Origin of the sequence: Aerococcus loyolae (assembly GCF_002871915.2) — a bacterium.
GTDB lineage: Bacteria > Bacillota > Bacilli > Lactobacillales > Aerococcaceae > Aerococcus > Aerococcus loyolae.
Genome location: NZ_CP126958.1, coordinates 1,233,331 through 1,249,707 on the forward strand (window position 1 = coordinate 1,233,331; position 16,377 = coordinate 1,249,707).

Consider the following 16,377-nt stretch of genomic DNA (forward strand, 5'->3'; position numbering starts at 1 on the left):
ATCCATGAGCAATTCTTTAGAAAAATATTTTGGTAAATTGCAATATCAAGTGCATATTTATTTTAAAAAATCCCAGTGTCATGCCAAATAACTAAAAAGCTGATAAAGTCAATAATTCTTGGCCCGTTTTTCTCTAGCTTAAAGTGCTTGATTATCATTTAGAGATTCAGGGTGGGGCTGTCAAGGTGGAGAGCGAAGCGGACCTTGACTGGCCCACACTGAATCTCTATGCTTTGTTAAGCACTTTAGCCTGCTTCTTTAAGCGTTTCCTGAAGTTTCGCAACTTCTAGGTTATAACAGTCGTTAGGGGTTTGATAATCTAAGACCTTTCTAAAGCGATTATTTATTGTATTCGTATAGTGTGCGAGTTCCTGGTATGTCAGCTTTTTAAAGCTTGTCCCTTTGGGCAAGAATTCTCTTAACATGCGATTATGTCTCTCATTACTGCCTTTTTCCCAAGCTGAATAGGCATGGGCGAAAAAGACTTCCAAATCCTTCAGAGCATACTCAAGCTGAGATAGTTTAGAAAATTCACTGCCGTTATCGGTCGTTAAGGTTTTAAAACACGCTTGACCCTCTTTAAGAATCACCTTTTTAACCGATTTTACAATGGAATCTGCATCCCACTTCCAAGTCTTCTTGGTGAGGAATTTTCGCGTTTTCCGTTCAACTAGAGTAATAAGACATGGCTCTCCTTTAGTCTTCTTTCCTATCACGAGGTCAAGCTCCCAGTGACCAAATTCTTCTCTTGAAAGGACGTCTGGGCATCGCTGATCAATGCTTTTTCCAAATACCTTTTTATTCGTCCCACGCGGTTCACTAGGTTGTTTTCTTGGACGAATCCTTGTTTTCATAGGAAGATCAATATTCCTCACATTTAATAAACCAAGATTGATATATTTATACATGGTTTTGGTGCAAGGAACTCTTTCTAAAGGGTGTTTTCTGCGGTAATCATGAATAAACGTATCAACACTGAAAATACGGTCTTCTTTAGGTGTCAGTAAGGCTTCCTCAAAGGCTTTAATGAAGTTAGATTTTCCATACAAAGCGCCTCTGGCTTTAGAATTTGACCGATTATCTTTATAAACACGCGAGCCAGTTTCTGCAAGATAGACATCAACGTAGGTATGATCATAGTTCATTTGACGTGTTTTTCCACGTTTTAGTTCACGAGATATGGTGCATTGATTGACGCCAACGGCGTCAGCAATCTCTTTCTGTTTATGTCCTTCTTGGTGCATTGCTTGGATAATTCCGCGTTTTTCTGCAGAAAGGTGTGTATATGATCTAGGTTTCGTGTTAGAATGTTTCATAGCCAGTGAGTGCTCCTTTACTTGGGTTTAGACGCTTTTAAGTATAGAGCATCACTGGTTTTTTGTCGTCCTTTTCTCTATGCACTTCATTTTACAATTTACCAGAAAAATATTTTTCAAAATACTTGCGTGAATTTATTGACATCTCTTTTAATTCTTTTTTATCCATATTAATAAATTCTTTTATTAATAGGGTGAGTTTCTTATACTCTCCTGCCTGACAGGTTAACCCTGACTGACTTTCCTGAACTATCTCTTCAACCTCTCCACTAGCACTTACTAATAGAGGTTTACCACAAGCCATATAAGTTTGCAGTTTTGCTGGAATGGTTTTGCTATAAATAGGATGTTGATCGAAACTTAGAAAGGCAATATCTACCTCAGCTAAAATATCAGATATCATATTGGAAGGTTGACGATCTATAAATTGAAAATATTCTTCAACACCTAACTTGGAAATACTATTCAATAAATCTTCTTTAGCTCGTCCATCTCCCACTATGACAAAAAGAACTTGTTCTTCTTCTTTTTTTAATTCACTAGCTACTTTTGGTAGAATTTGAAGTCCCTGTGCATAGCCAATATTTCCTGCAAATCCTATGGTAAATTTATTGTTATTTTTAACCCATTCATACTTATCTTTAGGTTTATCCAAGGCATAGTAAATTTCTTCAGCGTATTGAGGCCAATATCTAACCTTATTTGAATCAATATCATAATCATTCTGAATAGACTTTACAAAGCTTTTTGATGAAGCCATGATTACATCAGTATTCCTATAAATATAAGTCACCATTTTTTTAACAGCATTAATAATTGAAGGGTTTCGTATTCCTGCTGCCACTTCTAAATTTTCAGGCCATAAGTCTAATACGTATAAGAAAGATTTAACCTGTAATCGCTTAGCTAACCAAGGTCCGATAAGTGCTTGAGTCATAGGACTGACCTCGTATGTAAAAATTACGTCAGGTTTAAGATTCGTTGTGCGAACAAAGTGATATCCTGATGCTATGAAGGACATATAATTTAATGCTAGCCTTACAGAGGATTTTCCACGGGAAATTAAAGGTATTCTTATGATTTCGACCCCCCGGTAATGCTCTATTCGTTTCGATCGATAATTATACCCTTCATAAAATCTCCCCTCGGGATAGTTAGGAATCCCTGTTAATACCTTCACTTCATATCCCCTGTTAGCGAGCTCTATAGCAATATCATTAATTCTAAAATCTTCAGGATAAAAGTACTGACTAATTATTAGTATCTTTTTTACCATATTACTCCTTGTCCCGTAATGACAATTTGATCGATATCTCCAAGCTTACATTTTGAGTGCGATTATTCATCATCTCATCATAATAAAGATCCCCAAATACTTTATTTAAAGTTTCTTGTTTGATCATTTTAGTAATTAAAGGATTCATAAATTGTGGTTTCAATATTCGATGATTTGTCAGTTTACTGATTCGATAAACCATTTGACTAGTGCAAGTATACTCCCTATTCTGCGGATGAAAATAACCTGATAATTTCTTATCTACAATAGCCTGTAATTCTGCCATTAAGTTATCAACATAAATCATACTTCTTTTATTATCATAATCAGGGAAAATAGGAGTGATTTTAGCTAGCTTGACAAGTTTTGGAAAGTTCCCCTTTGATCCGGGTCCATAAACCATGGGTGGACGAACAATGGCTACTTTAAACTGATCCTCTCCTAATTCTCGCAAACCTGCTTCTGCTTGTAATTTACTATCCCCATAGAAATTATCAGGATTGGTTGGCGTATCTTTTGTAATCTTACTTACCTTAGAACCAAAAACTATAATGGAACTCATAAAGATAAATTGACCGACGCCTTCTGCTTTTGCTTTCTTTGCTGCTTCAATGGTGAGATCTCGATTGACTTCATAGTATAGGTCTTCCAATTTTGGATCGGAGGAGTTATGAGCAATTCCTGCCACATGCAAGATCGCATCATAAATTGACCAATCACTTTGCCGCCAAGATCCATTTCGAAGACTTCCTTTGACGACTTCATAGTCTTCCGACCATTGTTTTAACCATCGCTCAAATTGGTTTCCGATATAAGAATGTTTTCCCGTCACTAGGATTTTCTTCATTTATCTTCTTCCTCCAACTCTTGCTTGGCTTTGTCAATAGCTCCGGTGCCACCTTCAACCACTCCCTCATGACGAATCACACTAACAATAGTCCCAAAGAAGCATTTTATATCCATCATTGGTCCCATATTTTCAACATATTGGCCATCGAGACGGGCCTTGACGTCAATCGGGAGTTCATCACGACCATTAATTTGCGCCCAACCGCTTAAGCCGGGCAAAACATCATTAGCCCCATATTTATCCCGTTCATCTGCTAAATCATCTTGGTTCCAGAGGGCGGGACGAGGACCAATAATGGCCATCTCTCCTTTTAGGATATTAATTAACTGAGGCAGTTCATCCAGACTAGTCTTTCTTAAGAAGGCTCCTGACTTAGTAATAAAGGCAACTGGATTATTTAATAAGTGAGTTGGCATATCTGCTGGGGTTTCCGAGAGCATAGAGCGAAACTTGTAAATATAAAAAAAATCTCTATTTTTACCAATGCGCTTTTGTTTAAAGAAAACTGGGCCTTTTGAGTCCAGTTTTATCCAGAGTGCTATTAATAAAAATAGAGGAGAAAGTATGATTAGGCTGATGAGAGCTAATATAAAATCGATGACTCTTTTTACTTTTAAATAATTACTTTCTCCTTATCGTTTACTCTTCTTCAACATCACGGTGCACAAAGGTGGTCAATTTTTCACTTAACTTGTCATCATGACCACTAAGGTCTAAACCTTCCACAAAGTCTCTGATTTCCTTCAAGCTCTTGTTATGGACTTTGCCCACAAAGATCTTGTCATCGACTTTACGGTCAGTGGTTTCATCATCCAAGAGCAGGGTTTCATAGAGTTTTTCACCCGGACGCATGCCGACATATTGGATTTCAATTTCATCCTCACTGTAGCCACTAAGGGTAATCATCTTACGAGCCAGGTCTTTGATATAGACTTCCTTCCCCATGTTAAGGATAAATAATTCCCCACCTTCAGCCAGAGCGCTGGCTTGAATAACCAAACGGCTAGCCTCTGGGATGGTCATGAAGTAACGTCGCATGTCTGGATGGGTCACCGTAACGGGACCACCAGCGGCAATTTGCTTCTTGAAGAGCGGGATAACAGAGCCCCGGCTACCTAAGACATTGCCAAAGCGCACAGCAGAAAAGGTACATTGGCTGTTTTCATTGAGACCAGTGACGATCATTTCGGCAATCCGCTTGGTCGCTCCCATGACATTAGGTGGATTATTGGCCTTGTCGGTGGAAATCATAACAAAGCGTTCCACGCCATTATCTTCCGCTGCTCGAGCTACATTATAGGTTCCATAGATATTATTCTTCACCGCTTCAGTAGGATTATATTCCATCAAGGGCACATGCTTATGAGCCGCGGCGTGGTAGATAATATTGGGTTGGTAAAATTTGATTAAGTCATTAATATGTTCGCGGTCTTGGATATCGGCAATAATGGGGACAATCTGAACCCCACTTTGGTTCAATTGGTTGAGTTCTCGGTCAATGAGGTAGATCGAATTTTCGCCATGTCCCAGTAAGAGTAACTTAGCTGGGCCAAATTTAAGCAGTTGCCGGCAGATTTCTGAACCAATCGAGCCCCCTGCTCCAGTCACCAATATGGTTTTCCCACCGATGGTATCAATGGCCGCTTGGTCATCGAGTTCAATTTCTTCTCTTCCTAAGAGGTCGTTGATTTCAATATCACGCATAGCGACTTGGAGGTCACCCGCCATGACTTTTTCCACTTCCGGCATTTGCTTGACTGAAACGTCTTTCTCATTGGCCAAGCGGATTACTTCTTCCACCTTTTCAGAAGGAAGAGATGGCGCGGTAATGGTAATTTGATCCACTCGTTTAGCCTTGATTATCTCTGGAATTTGGTCGATTTGCCCTAAGACGGGATAACCCCGTAAGTAAACATCCTGCTTGTTAGGGTCATCATCGACTAACCCGACAATGGAGAAGCGGTCACCGGCCTTGGCGAAACTTTCAATGAATAAGTTACCAGCGTCGCCAGCACCAACTAATAATAAACGTGGCGCATCACTTTGGGTTTTGGCTCTGACGTGGTTCTTTTCGTCGACATAGGTCCGCCACAACATCCGTGCCAATAACATAAAGGCAGTCGCAAAGAATAATAAGAGGAAACTGTAACGGTTACTTACCCGGCTGAATACCATGGTGCCAGTAATAAAAGCTACCGCCCCGGCGATAACATTAGCTAAAACTAGCTGCCTAGCATCCGAGAAGTTAAAGAAACGGATAATTCCTGAGAAACTATGCTGCTTGAAAGAGACTAATAAATAGACCAGTAGGTAGATGCTGGCTATGGTCGCGTATTGGAATAAATTATTATGGACGTAGAACTGGATCAAATAGACCGACAAGCTCGCACTTAGCAAAACACTAAGGGCATCACTTAAGATGATCGTTGCCTGCTTCCTTCTTCGGGTTAATTTCATTCACTAAAACCTTCCATCTTTATCAATCCTTTAAATTCTGACATTTACTTAAAACAAACCCAAAAACTTCTTCTTTCGCACCGAACTCACCCCGCCAATATCAATAGGATCGCCATTAACTAAGTCACGGGCAGTCTGGTCAAAGCGCTGGCTGACTCCCTTACCGAAGTGCTTCTCCACTTGACCATATGCCTGGGCTAAGTCAAAGGGACGGCGTTTAGGGTGGTGAGCATCTGATGCCACCACATGAATTAAATTAGCTTCAATTAAATCTAAAGATAGCCGCTTGACTTGCCGGCCTAGTTTGCCATTCAAAGAAGCTGCCGTGACTTGACCTAAGGCTCCTTTTTCCACCAAATCTTTTAGGATCTCGGGATTTTTTTGAATGGCCTTATTGCGTTCCGGATGGGCGATTACCGGCCGGATGCCATAAATTCCCAGTTCATAGAAGACCTGGTCGGTGTACTGAGGCACCCCACCAGTAGGAAACTCAATCAAAAGATACTTGCCAAATTCATCGTAGAAGCAAATCTCACCCTTTTTAATGTTTTCTAGGATTTCCCCATGTAGGCGGAGTTCTTGACCAGGAAAGAGGGTGATATTGATCCCCTCTTGGTCTAAGCAACTTTGAAAATTATCAACTGCTTGAACTACCTGGAGTCTGGGATTGATCCAGGACCTATTCATGTGATGGGGAGTGCAGACGATGTGCGTTACCCCCTGGTCTTCAGCTTGCCGTGCCAAGGCCAGCGAATCTTCAATCCGCTTGGGGCCATCATCCATGCCCATTAGAATATGGCAGTGTAAATCAATCACAGGGCTTGACTCCTTCTTGCTTTATTCTTCCTCGTAGTAGTAATAGTAATCTTCGGTTCTTTCAGTTCGGTTCATGATCACACCTAGGACATTGGTGTTGACCTTGTCTAAGAGGGCTTGGCTTTCTTTAACTTCATCCTTAGTACATTGACCATAAGGCACCACCACTACCGTGCCGTCTACCCGAGCTGATACCACTTGTGCATCAGTGGCTGCCAGAACTGGTGGGCAGTCCAAGACAATGATTTCAAAGATATTACGCAATTGTTCCATTAAGCCTTGCATCCGTTTCGAAGCTAGGAGTTCGGACGGATTAGGCGGAATCGCTCCACAAGTTAAGTAGAACAAGTTAGGCACGTAAGACTTCTTAATCACTTGGTGGATCTCTAGGCGGTTATCGGTCAAGAGATTGGTTAGCCCTCTATCGTTAGGAACGCCAAAGGTCTTATGGACAGTCGGTTTACGCATATCAGCGTCCAATAAGAGAACCCGTTTATCATCACTAGCAAAGGCAGCCGCAATATTAGCAGCTAAGAAGGATTTCCCTGATGAGGGACCTGGTGAAGTGATATTGAAGGTCTTTAATTCCTTATCTAGCATGGAGAACTGGATATTGGTCCGGATAGTCCGGAATTGTTCGGCCATGGCTGAAGTGGGATTATCAACCACCACCAAACCGGGACGGTCGGCTGGCTTCTTGATTTCTGTTTTTTTCTTTCTACCAAACATGGTTAACCTCCTTAAACACGTTCACGTTGCCGCTGACCACGGTCTTGGTCAGGGTGGTAAATTTGTTGTAATTCGTTAGCCTGGTGGGTAACTTTCAAGTCATTTTCAGACAATTCACTGACCCGGCCTAACATGTTCCAGCCAATTTCCTTAGTCAAGAAGTCCACGTCCTTGACGGTGTTATCGGTGAGTTCATGAATGAAGGCAATCACGAGACCCACGCCCATTCCTAGAACTAGACCAATTAAGAGAGCTAAAGCCTTACGTGGCGAAACCGGTGCCTGACTGGCTTGAGCCTTAGAGATGATTGAGACATTATCGATATTCATCATTTTACGGATAGCCTTTTGGAAGATGTCTGCCGTGGTGTTAGCGATGGTAGCCGCTTGTTCGGGATTAGGATCCTTTACAATAATGGAGAAGACCTGGGAATTATTCTTACTTTCCACTGAAATTTTTTCCCGAAGTTGGTCGGGATTTTCTTGTAGATTGAGTTGGTCAATCACTGGACTTAAAACGACTTCATTTCGAATAACATCAGAATAAGTATTAATTAATTGCAGGGAAGCGTTAATGTCCTGGTTGAGGGTATTGGTTTGACTCTTATTATCACTTTGGTTAACTAAGATCTCGGTAGAAGATTGATAGATAGGCGTCGCTAAGATGAAGGCATAAGCCGCTGCTAGGAGCAGTCCTACCAAACTACTAATAAAAATTACATAGAAGTGTTCTTTGATAATCTGCCAGAGATCTAATAAACTAATTTCTTCTTCCATCGCTAATCAACACGACCTTTCCTAATTTATTGCTTTATGCATGGAAATAGCGCTTGATTAGAGCGCTATTTTGTTAGTTACTTCATATGAGAGTGTTAGAGATTGAGTTCCTGTTTTAAGGCTTGGGAAGCCTGATTGATATTTCCTTCCGGAATCATTTCATAGTAGACGCCATCAATCATTTGTCCTGAGCCCTTCAATTGGGCCTGATTAATAGTATTGGCTGCTCCCCGGTAATTGGTGAAGAGGTCCTTCATATCAGAAAAGGCCATATTAGTTTGAACGCTACTACCAATAGTGTTTAAGATTTCTTGGTAGTTAGGCAGCGAGGACAGAGAAGCTGCTTCCTTGAGACAGGCCAGGATGACTTGACGTTGGCGGGCTTGACGACCATAGTCCCCTTCTGGATCATCATAGCGGTTGCGGACATAGGCTAGAGCGGCTTCACCATTTAAAGTGGTCGCCTGTCCTTGGACAAATTGGTGACCGTCTTCATTAAAACTGATCGGTGGTGTTACCGTCACCCCGCCTAGGACATTAATCATATCTTCCAAACCCTGCATGTTGACAGAGACATAATAGTCAATCGGAATATCCAGCAGGTTTTGCACGGTTTCCACTGCCCCTGCTGGACCTCCATAAGCATAGGCATGGTTGATCTTGTCTTTATTGCCATTAGGAAGGATGGTGGTATAGGTATCCCGAGGAATGGAAAGCAAGCTGGTCTGTTCCGTCTTGGGATTAACCGTCATCACCATCATGGTATCGGACCGACCTTGTTCGGTTCGTCCCAGAGAACCCGTATCAATCCCCATTAACAGTACCGAAAAGGCCTGATTGCCTTGGCTTAAGTCGACTTGGCCATTCCGTTTGGACTTATAATCGGCCGCTTGGTACATTTGTTCCGAGGTCTCTCTGACATCACTGTAAGCTTTAAAAGCTATCCAGCCACCGATGCAGAGAAGAATTACTAGGACACCTAAAACCCAGGGCCAAATCCGTCTTCTCTTCGGTCTGTCAGCTTGTGCCCGATAGTCTTCACGAGTAGACGGTTGGTCACGATGAGATCTTCTATTATTATCAAAATTATCTGTCATATACTTTCTTTCCTTAAAAGGTAAATTGTAAAATGAAGTGCATAGAGAAAAGGACGACAAAAAACCAGTGATGCTCTATACTTAAAAGCGTCTAAACCCAAGTAAAGGAGCACTCACTGGCTATGAAACATTCTAACACGAAACCTAGATCATATACACACCTTTCTGCAGAAAAACGCGGAATTATCCAAGCAATGCACCAAGAAGGACATAAACAGAAAGAGATTGCTGACGCCGTTGGCGTCAATCAATGCACCATATCTCGTGAACTAAAACGTGGAAAAACACGTCAAATGAACTATGATCATACCTACGTTGATGTCTATCTTGCAGAAACTGGCTCGCGTGTTTATAAAGATAATCGGTCAAATTCTAAAGCCAGAGGCGCTTTGTATGGAAAATCTAACTTCATTAAAGCCTTTGAGGAAGCCTTACTGACACCTAAAGAAGACCGTATTTTCAGTGTTGATACGTTTATTCATGATTACCGCAGAAAACACCCTTTAGAAAGAGTTCCTTGCACCAAAACCATGTATAAATATATCAATCTTGGTTTATTAAATGTGAGGAATATTGATCTTCCTATGAAAACAAGGATTCGTCCAAGAAAACAACCTAGTGAACCGCGTGGGACGAATAAAAAGGTATTTGGAAAAAGCATTGATCAGCGATGCCCAGACGTCCTTTCAAGAGAAGAATTTGGTCACTGGGAGCTTGACCTCGTGATAGGAAAGAAGACTAAAGGAGAGCCATGTCTTATTACTCTAGTTGAACGGAAAACGCGAAAATTCCTCACCAAGAAGACTTGGAAGTGGGATGCAGATTCCATTGTAAAATCGGTTAAAAAGGTGATTCTTAAAGAGGGTCAAGCGTGTTTTAAAACCTTAACGACCGATAACGGCAGTGAATTTTCTAAACTATCTCAGCTTGAGTATGCTCTGAAGGATTTGGAAGTCTTTTTCGCCCATGCCTATTCAGCTTGGGAAAAAGGCAGTAATGAGAGACATAATCGCATGTTAAGAGAATTCTTGCCCAAAGGGACAAGCTTTAAAAAGCTGACATACCAGGAACTCGCACACTATACGAATACAATAAATAATCGCTTTAGAAAGGTCTTAGATTATCAAACCCCTAACGACTGTTATAACCTAGAAGTTGCGAAACTTCAGGAAACGCTTAAAGAAGCAGGCTAAAGTGCTTAACAAAGCATAGAGATTCAGTGTGGGCCAGTCAAGGTCCGCTTCGCTCTCCACCTTGACAGCCCCACCCTGAATCTCTAAATGATAATCAAGCACTTTAAGCTAGAGAAAAACGGGCCAAGAATTATTGACTTTATCAGCTTTTTAGTTATTTGGCATGACACTGGGATTTTTTAAAATAAATATGCACTTGATATTGCAATTTACCTCTTTCCTTAAAAGTTGTTTTTAAAGTTTTTTATTAACTGATTACGATATATGAACATTCCAAATAAGGCCTGAAAAATAGGCCTATTTATCAATTTTCATAATAACACAACTTTTTTGCAATAACATATAAAATTATTATAAAAACGTTATCATTTAGCCAAATAAAAGAGTCTTATTGGACAAATAAATTAAATAAAGGCCCAGCGTCAGACCAGGCCTTTATTTTGTCAATATAAATTTAATTATTAATATTCTTAAATGATTTATGCTTTACTCTTAGCAATGGCATCTGCTACCGCTTCTTTAAGGGCATTGGAACTTAAGGTAGCTCCAGAAATACCATCGACATCAGTCGAATTAGCAGCAATCATGGCTTGAGGCAGTTCTGAAAAGACCTCGTGGCCTTGTTGTTCACTTTCATTGTGATTTAGGACAGTAATCTCTCTTAACTTATCCCCATCAAGGGACACCAGCACATTTAGTTCATCTCCCATCCCTGAATGGCTAGATCCCAGGTATTGGTTATCTTTTAATTGGAGGTCTTTAGTGGCAGGTGTCTTTTCTAAGTCACTTTGGAGGTTAGCACTCTGCGTTTCTCCTGCTCCTTTTAACTCAGTTTTTGCTTCATCTTTTGCTTGAGCGGCGTTTTCACCTGCAATCTTACCAAAGATCAGACATTCAGCGATGTTCATCCCGCCTTGGTACATGCCCGGAGTAATCCCACCGAGTTCGCCGGCTCCATAAAGTTTTGGAATGACTTGACCATGGCTATCTAAAATTTCCGCCTTGGCATTCCGGCGCGGTCCCCCCTGAGTATTTAACATGGTTTGGACAATCGGGATAGCATAATATGGCCCTTCCTCATCAAAAGCGGTCATAGCATCCGCTGTTCGACCATAGGCATAGTCCTTCCCTACCTCAGCAAAATGATTGAAGTCTTCAACTGTAGCTTCTAAGACTTGGCTATCAAGGTCTAACTCTTGAGCTAATTCAGCCAGGCTGTCAGCCTTACCTGCTGCTTTGGCATAGTCGACAAAACGGCCATCTTCCCGGGTGAGTTCTTCATATTTCTTATGGTCGAAAATAATATAAGGTCTCTCTTGTCCTTGAGGCACCCGCCAAATCCCGTGGTTATAGATATGGCCGTGGCGGTTAGACTCATCTTCTTTGAAGTAACGAGATCCATCGTCCCCAATGACTAGGATACTGCCGTGAGTTAAGGGTTGGGTGCCAAAGGCGTGTAGAGTAGCTCTTTCTCCAGCTGGTACATCAAAGGCAGTCCCGTGATACATGCCCAAGGATTCATAGTTAGCCATATGCCAGAGGTCAGCTCCGACTTCAAGTGCCATAGTTACCCCATGACCTTGGTTATATAGTCCACCTAAGGGAGCCAGACGACTTTCGTTGAGGTAGTCTTTAATCATTTGCGGATTATTTTCAAAACCACCAAGGGCTAAAACAACCCCGCTCTTAGCTGCAATATTAACGGTTTGGCCTTGGCGTTCGACTTGTACCCCAAGAATCGCCCGAGTATCAGGATCTTGGAGGAGGTGTTTGGCGGGAGATTCGAACCAAACATCAATAGAATCCGCCCGATCCACAACCTTTTGCCGCAAAACCTTCCACAAGGCAGCGTCAAAGATTCCCTCATGAACTGTAAGGAAGTTATAGGTTTCCACGCCATCAAATTCGGGATATTCATAAACCGCTGATTCAAGCGGGAACTTATCAAAATGATCTTTAATACTATAAGGTTCGACTTCTAAATAGTCACGGACATAGTCTTCCATATTAACCAAGCCATCAATATAGGTTGATTTAACTTCTTCGTCTAAATCCATACCCGCCATCAGTTCATCATAATATTTGTGCATAGCTTCCCTATTATCAGCTGAACCAATCAATTGGGCACAATAGCGAGTGTTGCCCCCTTCATGGCCATTAGGAGCGGAATCGACTAAGAGCACCTTAGCTCCCGCATCACTAGCAAAACGCGCCGCTGTTGCTCCTGCTCCACCAAAGCCGAGGACAACCACATCATATTCCGCTGCATAGGTCGTTTGTTCATTCACTAACATTTTCTATCTCCTTCCTTTATCGCTTATTTATAGGTCAGCGTAAGAATACGCTTACATTTACATCCTAAGTATACTATTCTTGTGAAGAAAATAACAGAATTTCGCTGGTAATTTATTTTCAAAAGAATGTTTTAATCAATAAAATTTCAAACAAAATAAAAAACGCTTTAAACAAGCGTTCGTAAAAAGTATTATTTAATTTATTCTTCATTACTGAAAATACTCATTATATTCATAATTGGAATGGTTACTGGATTTGCTCCACCCAAAGCTGTTACAGATGTTATATAAGACCTAATATAAGGAAAGGCAATACTAATCTTATTAATACCATATTCATTAATAATTTGGTCCTTATCGCCTTCTAATGAAGAACAATCAAAATCCGTTTCTTAACGCAAATGAAGATATAAGTCATTTTCATTATCGGATTCTTTTTCTGATAATACGATAACCATTTCTAAAGTAACGATATCGGATTGGTCATCATTTCCCAAAAATTTTGTAGTCATTTCTACATTAATCTCTGTATTAGGTTCTATAAAATAATTATTAATTGTGAATTCAGTCACTCTATTGTTTATAATTCTTAAACGGCTAAACTGAGACATTCTTTTCCTCCAAGAAGTTTATCAATGTTTATATTATTCTTGCCTTTCAATGTAAAGTTATATTGTACATTATTAGTAAAAGATTCATTACTAATTACAAAATTCATATCTATTTCATCATTGGCAATATTATTTTGTTCAGTTAAGTGATTATCTATATAATCTTGAATAGTGTCAATTACCTCTTCATAACGCGATACAGGAATAGAAGTATTACAAAATTCAAATTGAGCATATTCAGAATCAGTCATACCTAGAATTTGATTCATTTCATCTAAACTTAAACCATAGGAATATCTCAAATCTAGTATTTTTTCCGATAGCGGATATTGTTCACTATTCTTAATAGTTGAAATACCATTATTTATCATATCGTAAACTCCTCTCCTATAATAATTTCATTATTATTAATATCATACACGTGGTCACGTAGCCTTTGAGTATATTCAGTTAACGGCTGAGTCGGATCACTTCTCCCTTTTTCTTTGATATAGGAATAGCAAAATATTAAATTAGGATCTTTCTCTAAAGATTGATTATCACAAGGGAAAAATAAAACTCTTAAATGTTGATAAGCCGTATCCATTCTTATTTCATACACATGTCTTACACTTATCATTTTCTTTATAATTTTTGCTTTCCTATACTCCCCACTAACAGCATCTGGCAACATAATTTTCCAATCTCTATCTAATGGATCATTCTTGTTAATAAAAAGATACCCCTCATTAATAAAGAGAAGCATAACATTACGATAAATTTGAAAAAAGTTTCTTCAAAATATTTATTATTTTTTAGTAATTTAGGGTAGGCAACAGTAAAAATATATCCATTATCATTAAAAGTTACATCATTAAAAAACGTTTTAACAATAGGATAAATAGCTTCTACCTTTCTCATATAAGTCTCCCTTTAAACATAAATATATTTAGTATGACAAAGATATTGTTAATATACAAGATTTATGAAGTAAATTTCATATATTAATCTTAAATTCCTAATATAAATTAATAATATAATATTCCTTTTATCATTTAATAATTATTTTGGATAAGTATATCAATGAAATTAATTTTTCTCTTTAATTAGATCGGTTTTAGCATTTAAACACCTATATTAGCATAAAAGCTTGACAAAATCCGCTTGAATTGAGTAGAATATAAGAGTTGTTACTTCTCGGGGTAGCTCAGCTGGATAGAGCAACGGTCTTCTAAACCGTGGGTCGCGAGTTCGAATCTCGCTCTCGAGATAAGTGAGTGCATATAATAGAACACTCAAGCAAGTTAAAAGAGTCTGGGACAAAAGTCTACGGACTATAAAAAAAGAGAATCTACAAATTACTTAAGCGTGATTTGTAGATTCTCTTATTTTCTTGCTTTTATTTTGCTATATTTTTTCAAATTATTGGCCATGAAGGCCAATCCAACATCAGTTTTAACCTTTGTTTTCCCTCTGAGGTTAAATCGAGTGAACCCTAAAATAGCCTTTATCTGGCCAAAAACTGGTTCAACGTCAATTTTCCGTTTGGAAAAGAGCCTAGATCCTTCTTCAGATAAAAGCTTCTGTGTTTCTATATTCTTTAATTCCTGATAGTTTTTATTATAGTAAAGCGCCTTTTGCGGCGCATTTTCTGGATCCAAAGGCTTATAAACCTGAATTTCAGAAATATAACCACTCATTTTATTTTTTCGTTTTTGGAGATGACTAAAGAAATAAACCGTGCCATCAGGATGTGTGAAAGTATTACTTTGCTTATCGTAACTCCAATTATCCATATTTTTAGCTGATTTTTTATGTTTCTTTTTCTGCTCTTTATCAAACCGATTGTATTTAATCAAATGGTTAATTTTATGGTTATCTAAATAAGTAAGGTTTTCTTCGCTACCATAACCAGCATCAGCTACAATGCATTTCGGGGAATTAGGAAAACTTTCAACAAAGGGTTGTAAAGTCCGCGTATCCGTCGGATTGTGGAAAATATCATAATGAAGGACAAATTGGTTTTCAGTCGCTACTTGGATATTATATCCCGCTTTCAATTGCCCATTCATCATATGGTCATCTTTCATTCGCATGAACGTAGCATCAGGATCTGTTTTTGAATAGCTATTTCTTCCGTTAAATGTTTCAAACTGTTTGGCATACTTTTGTTTGCGAGGTAGAAAATCTTGACTCACTTTACGGTAATGTTTTTTCAAACGACGGCGTTGTTGTTTACGTTGATCTGGCCCTTTTACAGGAGTTTCCTCAATATCTTCAGTGAGTTTATCGATTTCTTCCTTAAGCACTTTAGATATCTCTTGAAGCATCGTTTCTTCTAGATCTAAATTTTCATCATATTGGATGCCAGCATCAACCATCGGTTGAATTTCATTAAAGTAATATTCACGTGAGGTCACTTTTAATCGTTCTGCATATTTTTCAGTTGCCTTTTTCCAAACAAAAGAATATTTATTGGCATTCGCTTCAATTTTAGTTCCATCGATAAAGCAATTTTCTAAATGAATTAATTTCTCTAACTTTAACTGAGTGGTAAACTCAACGAATAGATTTTCTAATAAAGATCTGCAATTTTCTGAAGAACGGAAGCGATTAATCGTTCGATAGCTAATAACTTGTTGAGCGACTAGCCACTGCATGGGTAAATTTTCAACCATCAGTTCCTCTATTTTTCTTCCGCTAAATACGCCTTTACTATAAGCATATAGAAGTGCCATGATTAAAGGCTTTGGATGATAGGCAGGACGGCCGTCCTGCGTACTGAAGCTTTCAAAGTATTTTTCATCCAGAGATTCAATAAAATTATAGATTGAAAATACAATATGATCTGGATCGATACATGCAGATAATTCTAGTGGAAGTGTTGTTTGATTCATGTTATATTGTATGTACATAAGAAGCACCCCTTAATCTTTAGTGTGGTTACTAATATTATAACAGGGTGCTTTTTTAATACCTAATT

The 16,377-nt window shown here is 39.1% G+C and carries 15 protein-coding genes and 1 tRNA gene; 2 read left to right on the forward strand and 14 right to left on the reverse strand.

The window, feature by feature from the left end:
- Window positions 1–245: 245 nt before the first annotated feature.
- The 9 genes from CJ190_RS05585 to CJ190_RS05625 all read right to left on the reverse strand — a co-directional run bounded on the left by CJ190_RS05585 (window position 246) and on the right by CJ190_RS05625 (window position 9,317).
- Window positions 246–1,316 (reverse strand): IS30 family transposase, encoded by a 1,071-nt coding sequence (locus tag CJ190_RS05585; protein WP_101562109.1) that lies wholly within the window; start codon window positions 1,314–1,316, stop codon window positions 246–248.
- A gap of 91 nt (window positions 1,317–1,407) precedes the next feature.
- On the reverse strand, window positions 1,408–2,592 hold the full coding sequence (locus tag CJ190_RS05590; protein ID WP_070597975.1) for a glycosyltransferase family 4 protein: 1,185 nt from the start codon (window positions 2,590–2,592) through the stop codon (window positions 1,408–1,410).
- 1 nt (window position 2,593) lies between these two features.
- Window positions 2,594–3,439: an NAD-dependent epimerase/dehydratase family protein gene (locus tag CJ190_RS05595; protein ID WP_064293495.1), complete on the reverse strand. Its 846-nt coding sequence runs from the start codon at window positions 3,437–3,439 to the stop codon at window positions 2,594–2,596.
- Window positions 3,436–4,041, reverse strand: a complete 606-nt coding sequence (locus CJ190_RS05600; RefSeq protein ID WP_070597976.1) for a sugar transferase — start codon at window positions 4,039–4,041, stop codon at window positions 3,436–3,438. The genes CJ190_RS05595 and CJ190_RS05600 overlap by 4 nt, the downstream gene beginning before the upstream one ends.
- Window positions 4,042–4,081: 40 nt before the next feature.
- The gene (locus CJ190_RS05605) at window positions 4,082–5,899 is read right to left on the reverse strand and encodes a polysaccharide biosynthesis protein (RefSeq protein ID WP_064293493.1); all 1,818 of its coding nucleotides are present in this window, start codon (window positions 5,897–5,899) and stop codon (window positions 4,082–4,084) included.
- A 48-nt stretch (window positions 5,900–5,947) separates the two neighbouring features.
- The gene (locus CJ190_RS05610) at window positions 5,948–6,715 is read right to left on the reverse strand and encodes a tyrosine-protein phosphatase (RefSeq protein ID WP_064293492.1); all 768 of its coding nucleotides are present in this window, start codon (window positions 6,713–6,715) and stop codon (window positions 5,948–5,950) included.
- A gap of 21 nt (window positions 6,716–6,736) precedes the next feature.
- Complete coding sequence (locus tag CJ190_RS05615) at window positions 6,737–7,444, reverse strand: CpsD/CapB family tyrosine-protein kinase (protein WP_064293491.1); 708 nt, start codon at window positions 7,442–7,444, stop codon at window positions 6,737–6,739.
- A gap of 11 nt (window positions 7,445–7,455) precedes the next feature.
- Window positions 7,456–8,220, reverse strand: a complete 765-nt coding sequence (locus tag CJ190_RS05620; protein WP_064293490.1) for a YveK family protein — start codon at window positions 8,218–8,220, stop codon at window positions 7,456–7,458.
- A gap of 95 nt (window positions 8,221–8,315) precedes the next feature.
- Window positions 8,316–9,317, reverse strand: coding sequence for an LCP family glycopolymer transferase (locus CJ190_RS05625; protein ID WP_224783448.1), 1,002 nt, complete (start codon window positions 9,315–9,317; stop codon window positions 8,316–8,318).
- A gap of 122 nt (window positions 9,318–9,439) precedes the next feature.
- On the opposite strand from CJ190_RS05625, the gene CJ190_RS05630 reads away from it, so the two are divergent.
- The gene (locus CJ190_RS05630) at window positions 9,440–10,510 is read left to right on the forward strand and encodes an IS30 family transposase (protein ID WP_101562109.1); all 1,071 of its coding nucleotides are present in this window, start codon (window positions 9,440–9,442) and stop codon (window positions 10,508–10,510) included.
- Window positions 10,511–10,989: 479 nt separating this feature from the next.
- Here the strand turns inward: CJ190_RS05630 and CJ190_RS05635 are convergent, their stop codons facing one another.
- The 4 genes from CJ190_RS05635 to CJ190_RS05650 form a co-directional block, all read right to left on the reverse strand.
- Complete coding sequence (locus CJ190_RS05635) at window positions 10,990–12,804, reverse strand: FAD-binding protein (protein WP_064293489.1); 1,815 nt, start codon at window positions 12,802–12,804, stop codon at window positions 10,990–10,992.
- Between the two features lie 392 nt (window positions 12,805–13,196).
- Window positions 13,197–13,415, reverse strand: coding sequence for a hypothetical protein (locus tag CJ190_RS05640; RefSeq protein ID WP_070597896.1), 219 nt, complete (start codon window positions 13,413–13,415; stop codon window positions 13,197–13,199).
- Window positions 13,394–13,786, reverse strand: a complete 393-nt coding sequence (locus CJ190_RS05645; protein ID WP_064293487.1) for a hypothetical protein — start codon at window positions 13,784–13,786, stop codon at window positions 13,394–13,396. Before CJ190_RS05645 ends, CJ190_RS05640 begins: the two co-directional genes overlap by 22 nt.
- Entirely contained in the window at window positions 13,783–14,088 is a 306-nt protein-coding gene (locus CJ190_RS05650; protein WP_064293486.1) for a hypothetical protein, read from the reverse strand. Before CJ190_RS05650 ends, CJ190_RS05645 begins: the two co-directional genes overlap by 4 nt.
- 502 nt (window positions 14,089–14,590) lie before the next feature.
- Between CJ190_RS05650 and CJ190_RS05655 the strand changes: the two genes are divergently transcribed.
- Window positions 14,591–14,664 (forward strand) — tRNA-Arg (locus tag CJ190_RS05655).
- A 115-nt stretch (window positions 14,665–14,779) separates the two neighbouring features.
- On the opposite strand, the gene CJ190_RS05660 is transcribed toward CJ190_RS05655, so the two are convergent.
- Window positions 14,780–16,309, reverse strand: coding sequence for an IS1182 family transposase (locus tag CJ190_RS05660; protein ID WP_064292116.1), 1,530 nt, complete (start codon window positions 16,307–16,309; stop codon window positions 14,780–14,782).
- Between the last annotated feature and the right edge of the window lie 68 nt (window positions 16,310–16,377).

What these genes read in the sequence shown, in the direction of transcription:
- CJ190_RS05625 (WP_224783448.1), bottom strand. Translation starts at nt 9,317, where the DNA reads ATGACAGATAATTTTGATAATAATAGAAGATCTCATCGTGACCAACCG.
- CJ190_RS05635 (WP_064293489.1), bottom strand. Translation starts at nt 12,804, where the DNA reads ATGTTAGTGAATGAACAAACGACCTATGCAGCGGAATATGATGTGGTT.
- CJ190_RS05660 (WP_064292116.1), bottom strand. Translation starts at nt 16,309, where the DNA reads ATGTACATACAATATAACATGAATCAAACAACACTTCCACTAGAATTA.
- CJ190_RS05595 (WP_064293495.1), bottom strand. Translation starts at nt 3,439, where the DNA reads ATGAAGAAAATCCTAGTGACGGGAAAACATTCTTATATCGGAAACCAA.
- CJ190_RS05645 (WP_064293487.1), bottom strand. Translation starts at nt 13,786, where the DNA reads ATGATAAATAATGGTATTTCAACTATTAAGAATAGTGAACAATATCCG.
- CJ190_RS05640 (WP_070597896.1), bottom strand. Translation starts at nt 13,415, where the DNA reads ATGTCTCAGTTTAGCCGTTTAAGAATTATAAACAATAGAGTGACTGAA.
- CJ190_RS05585 (WP_101562109.1), bottom strand. Translation starts at nt 1,316, where the DNA reads ATGAAACATTCTAACACGAAACCTAGATCATATACACACCTTTCTGCA.
- CJ190_RS05630 (WP_101562109.1), top strand. Translation starts at nt 9,440, where the DNA reads ATGAAACATTCTAACACGAAACCTAGATCATATACACACCTTTCTGCA.
- CJ190_RS05605 (WP_064293493.1), bottom strand. Translation starts at nt 5,899, where the DNA reads ATGAAATTAACCCGAAGAAGGAAGCAGGCAACGATCATCTTAAGTGAT.
- CJ190_RS05620 (WP_064293490.1), bottom strand. Translation starts at nt 8,220, where the DNA reads ATGGAAGAAGAAATTAGTTTATTAGATCTCTGGCAGATTATCAAAGAA.
- CJ190_RS05590 (WP_070597975.1), bottom strand. Translation starts at nt 2,592, where the DNA reads ATGGTAAAAAAGATACTAATAATTAGTCAGTACTTTTATCCTGAAGAT.
- CJ190_RS05615 (WP_064293491.1), bottom strand. Translation starts at nt 7,444, where the DNA reads ATGTTTGGTAGAAAGAAAAAAACAGAAATCAAGAAGCCAGCCGACCGT.
- CJ190_RS05650 (WP_064293486.1), bottom strand. Translation starts at nt 14,088, where the DNA reads ATGTTGCCAGATGCTGTTAGTGGGGAGTATAGGAAAGCAAAAATTATA.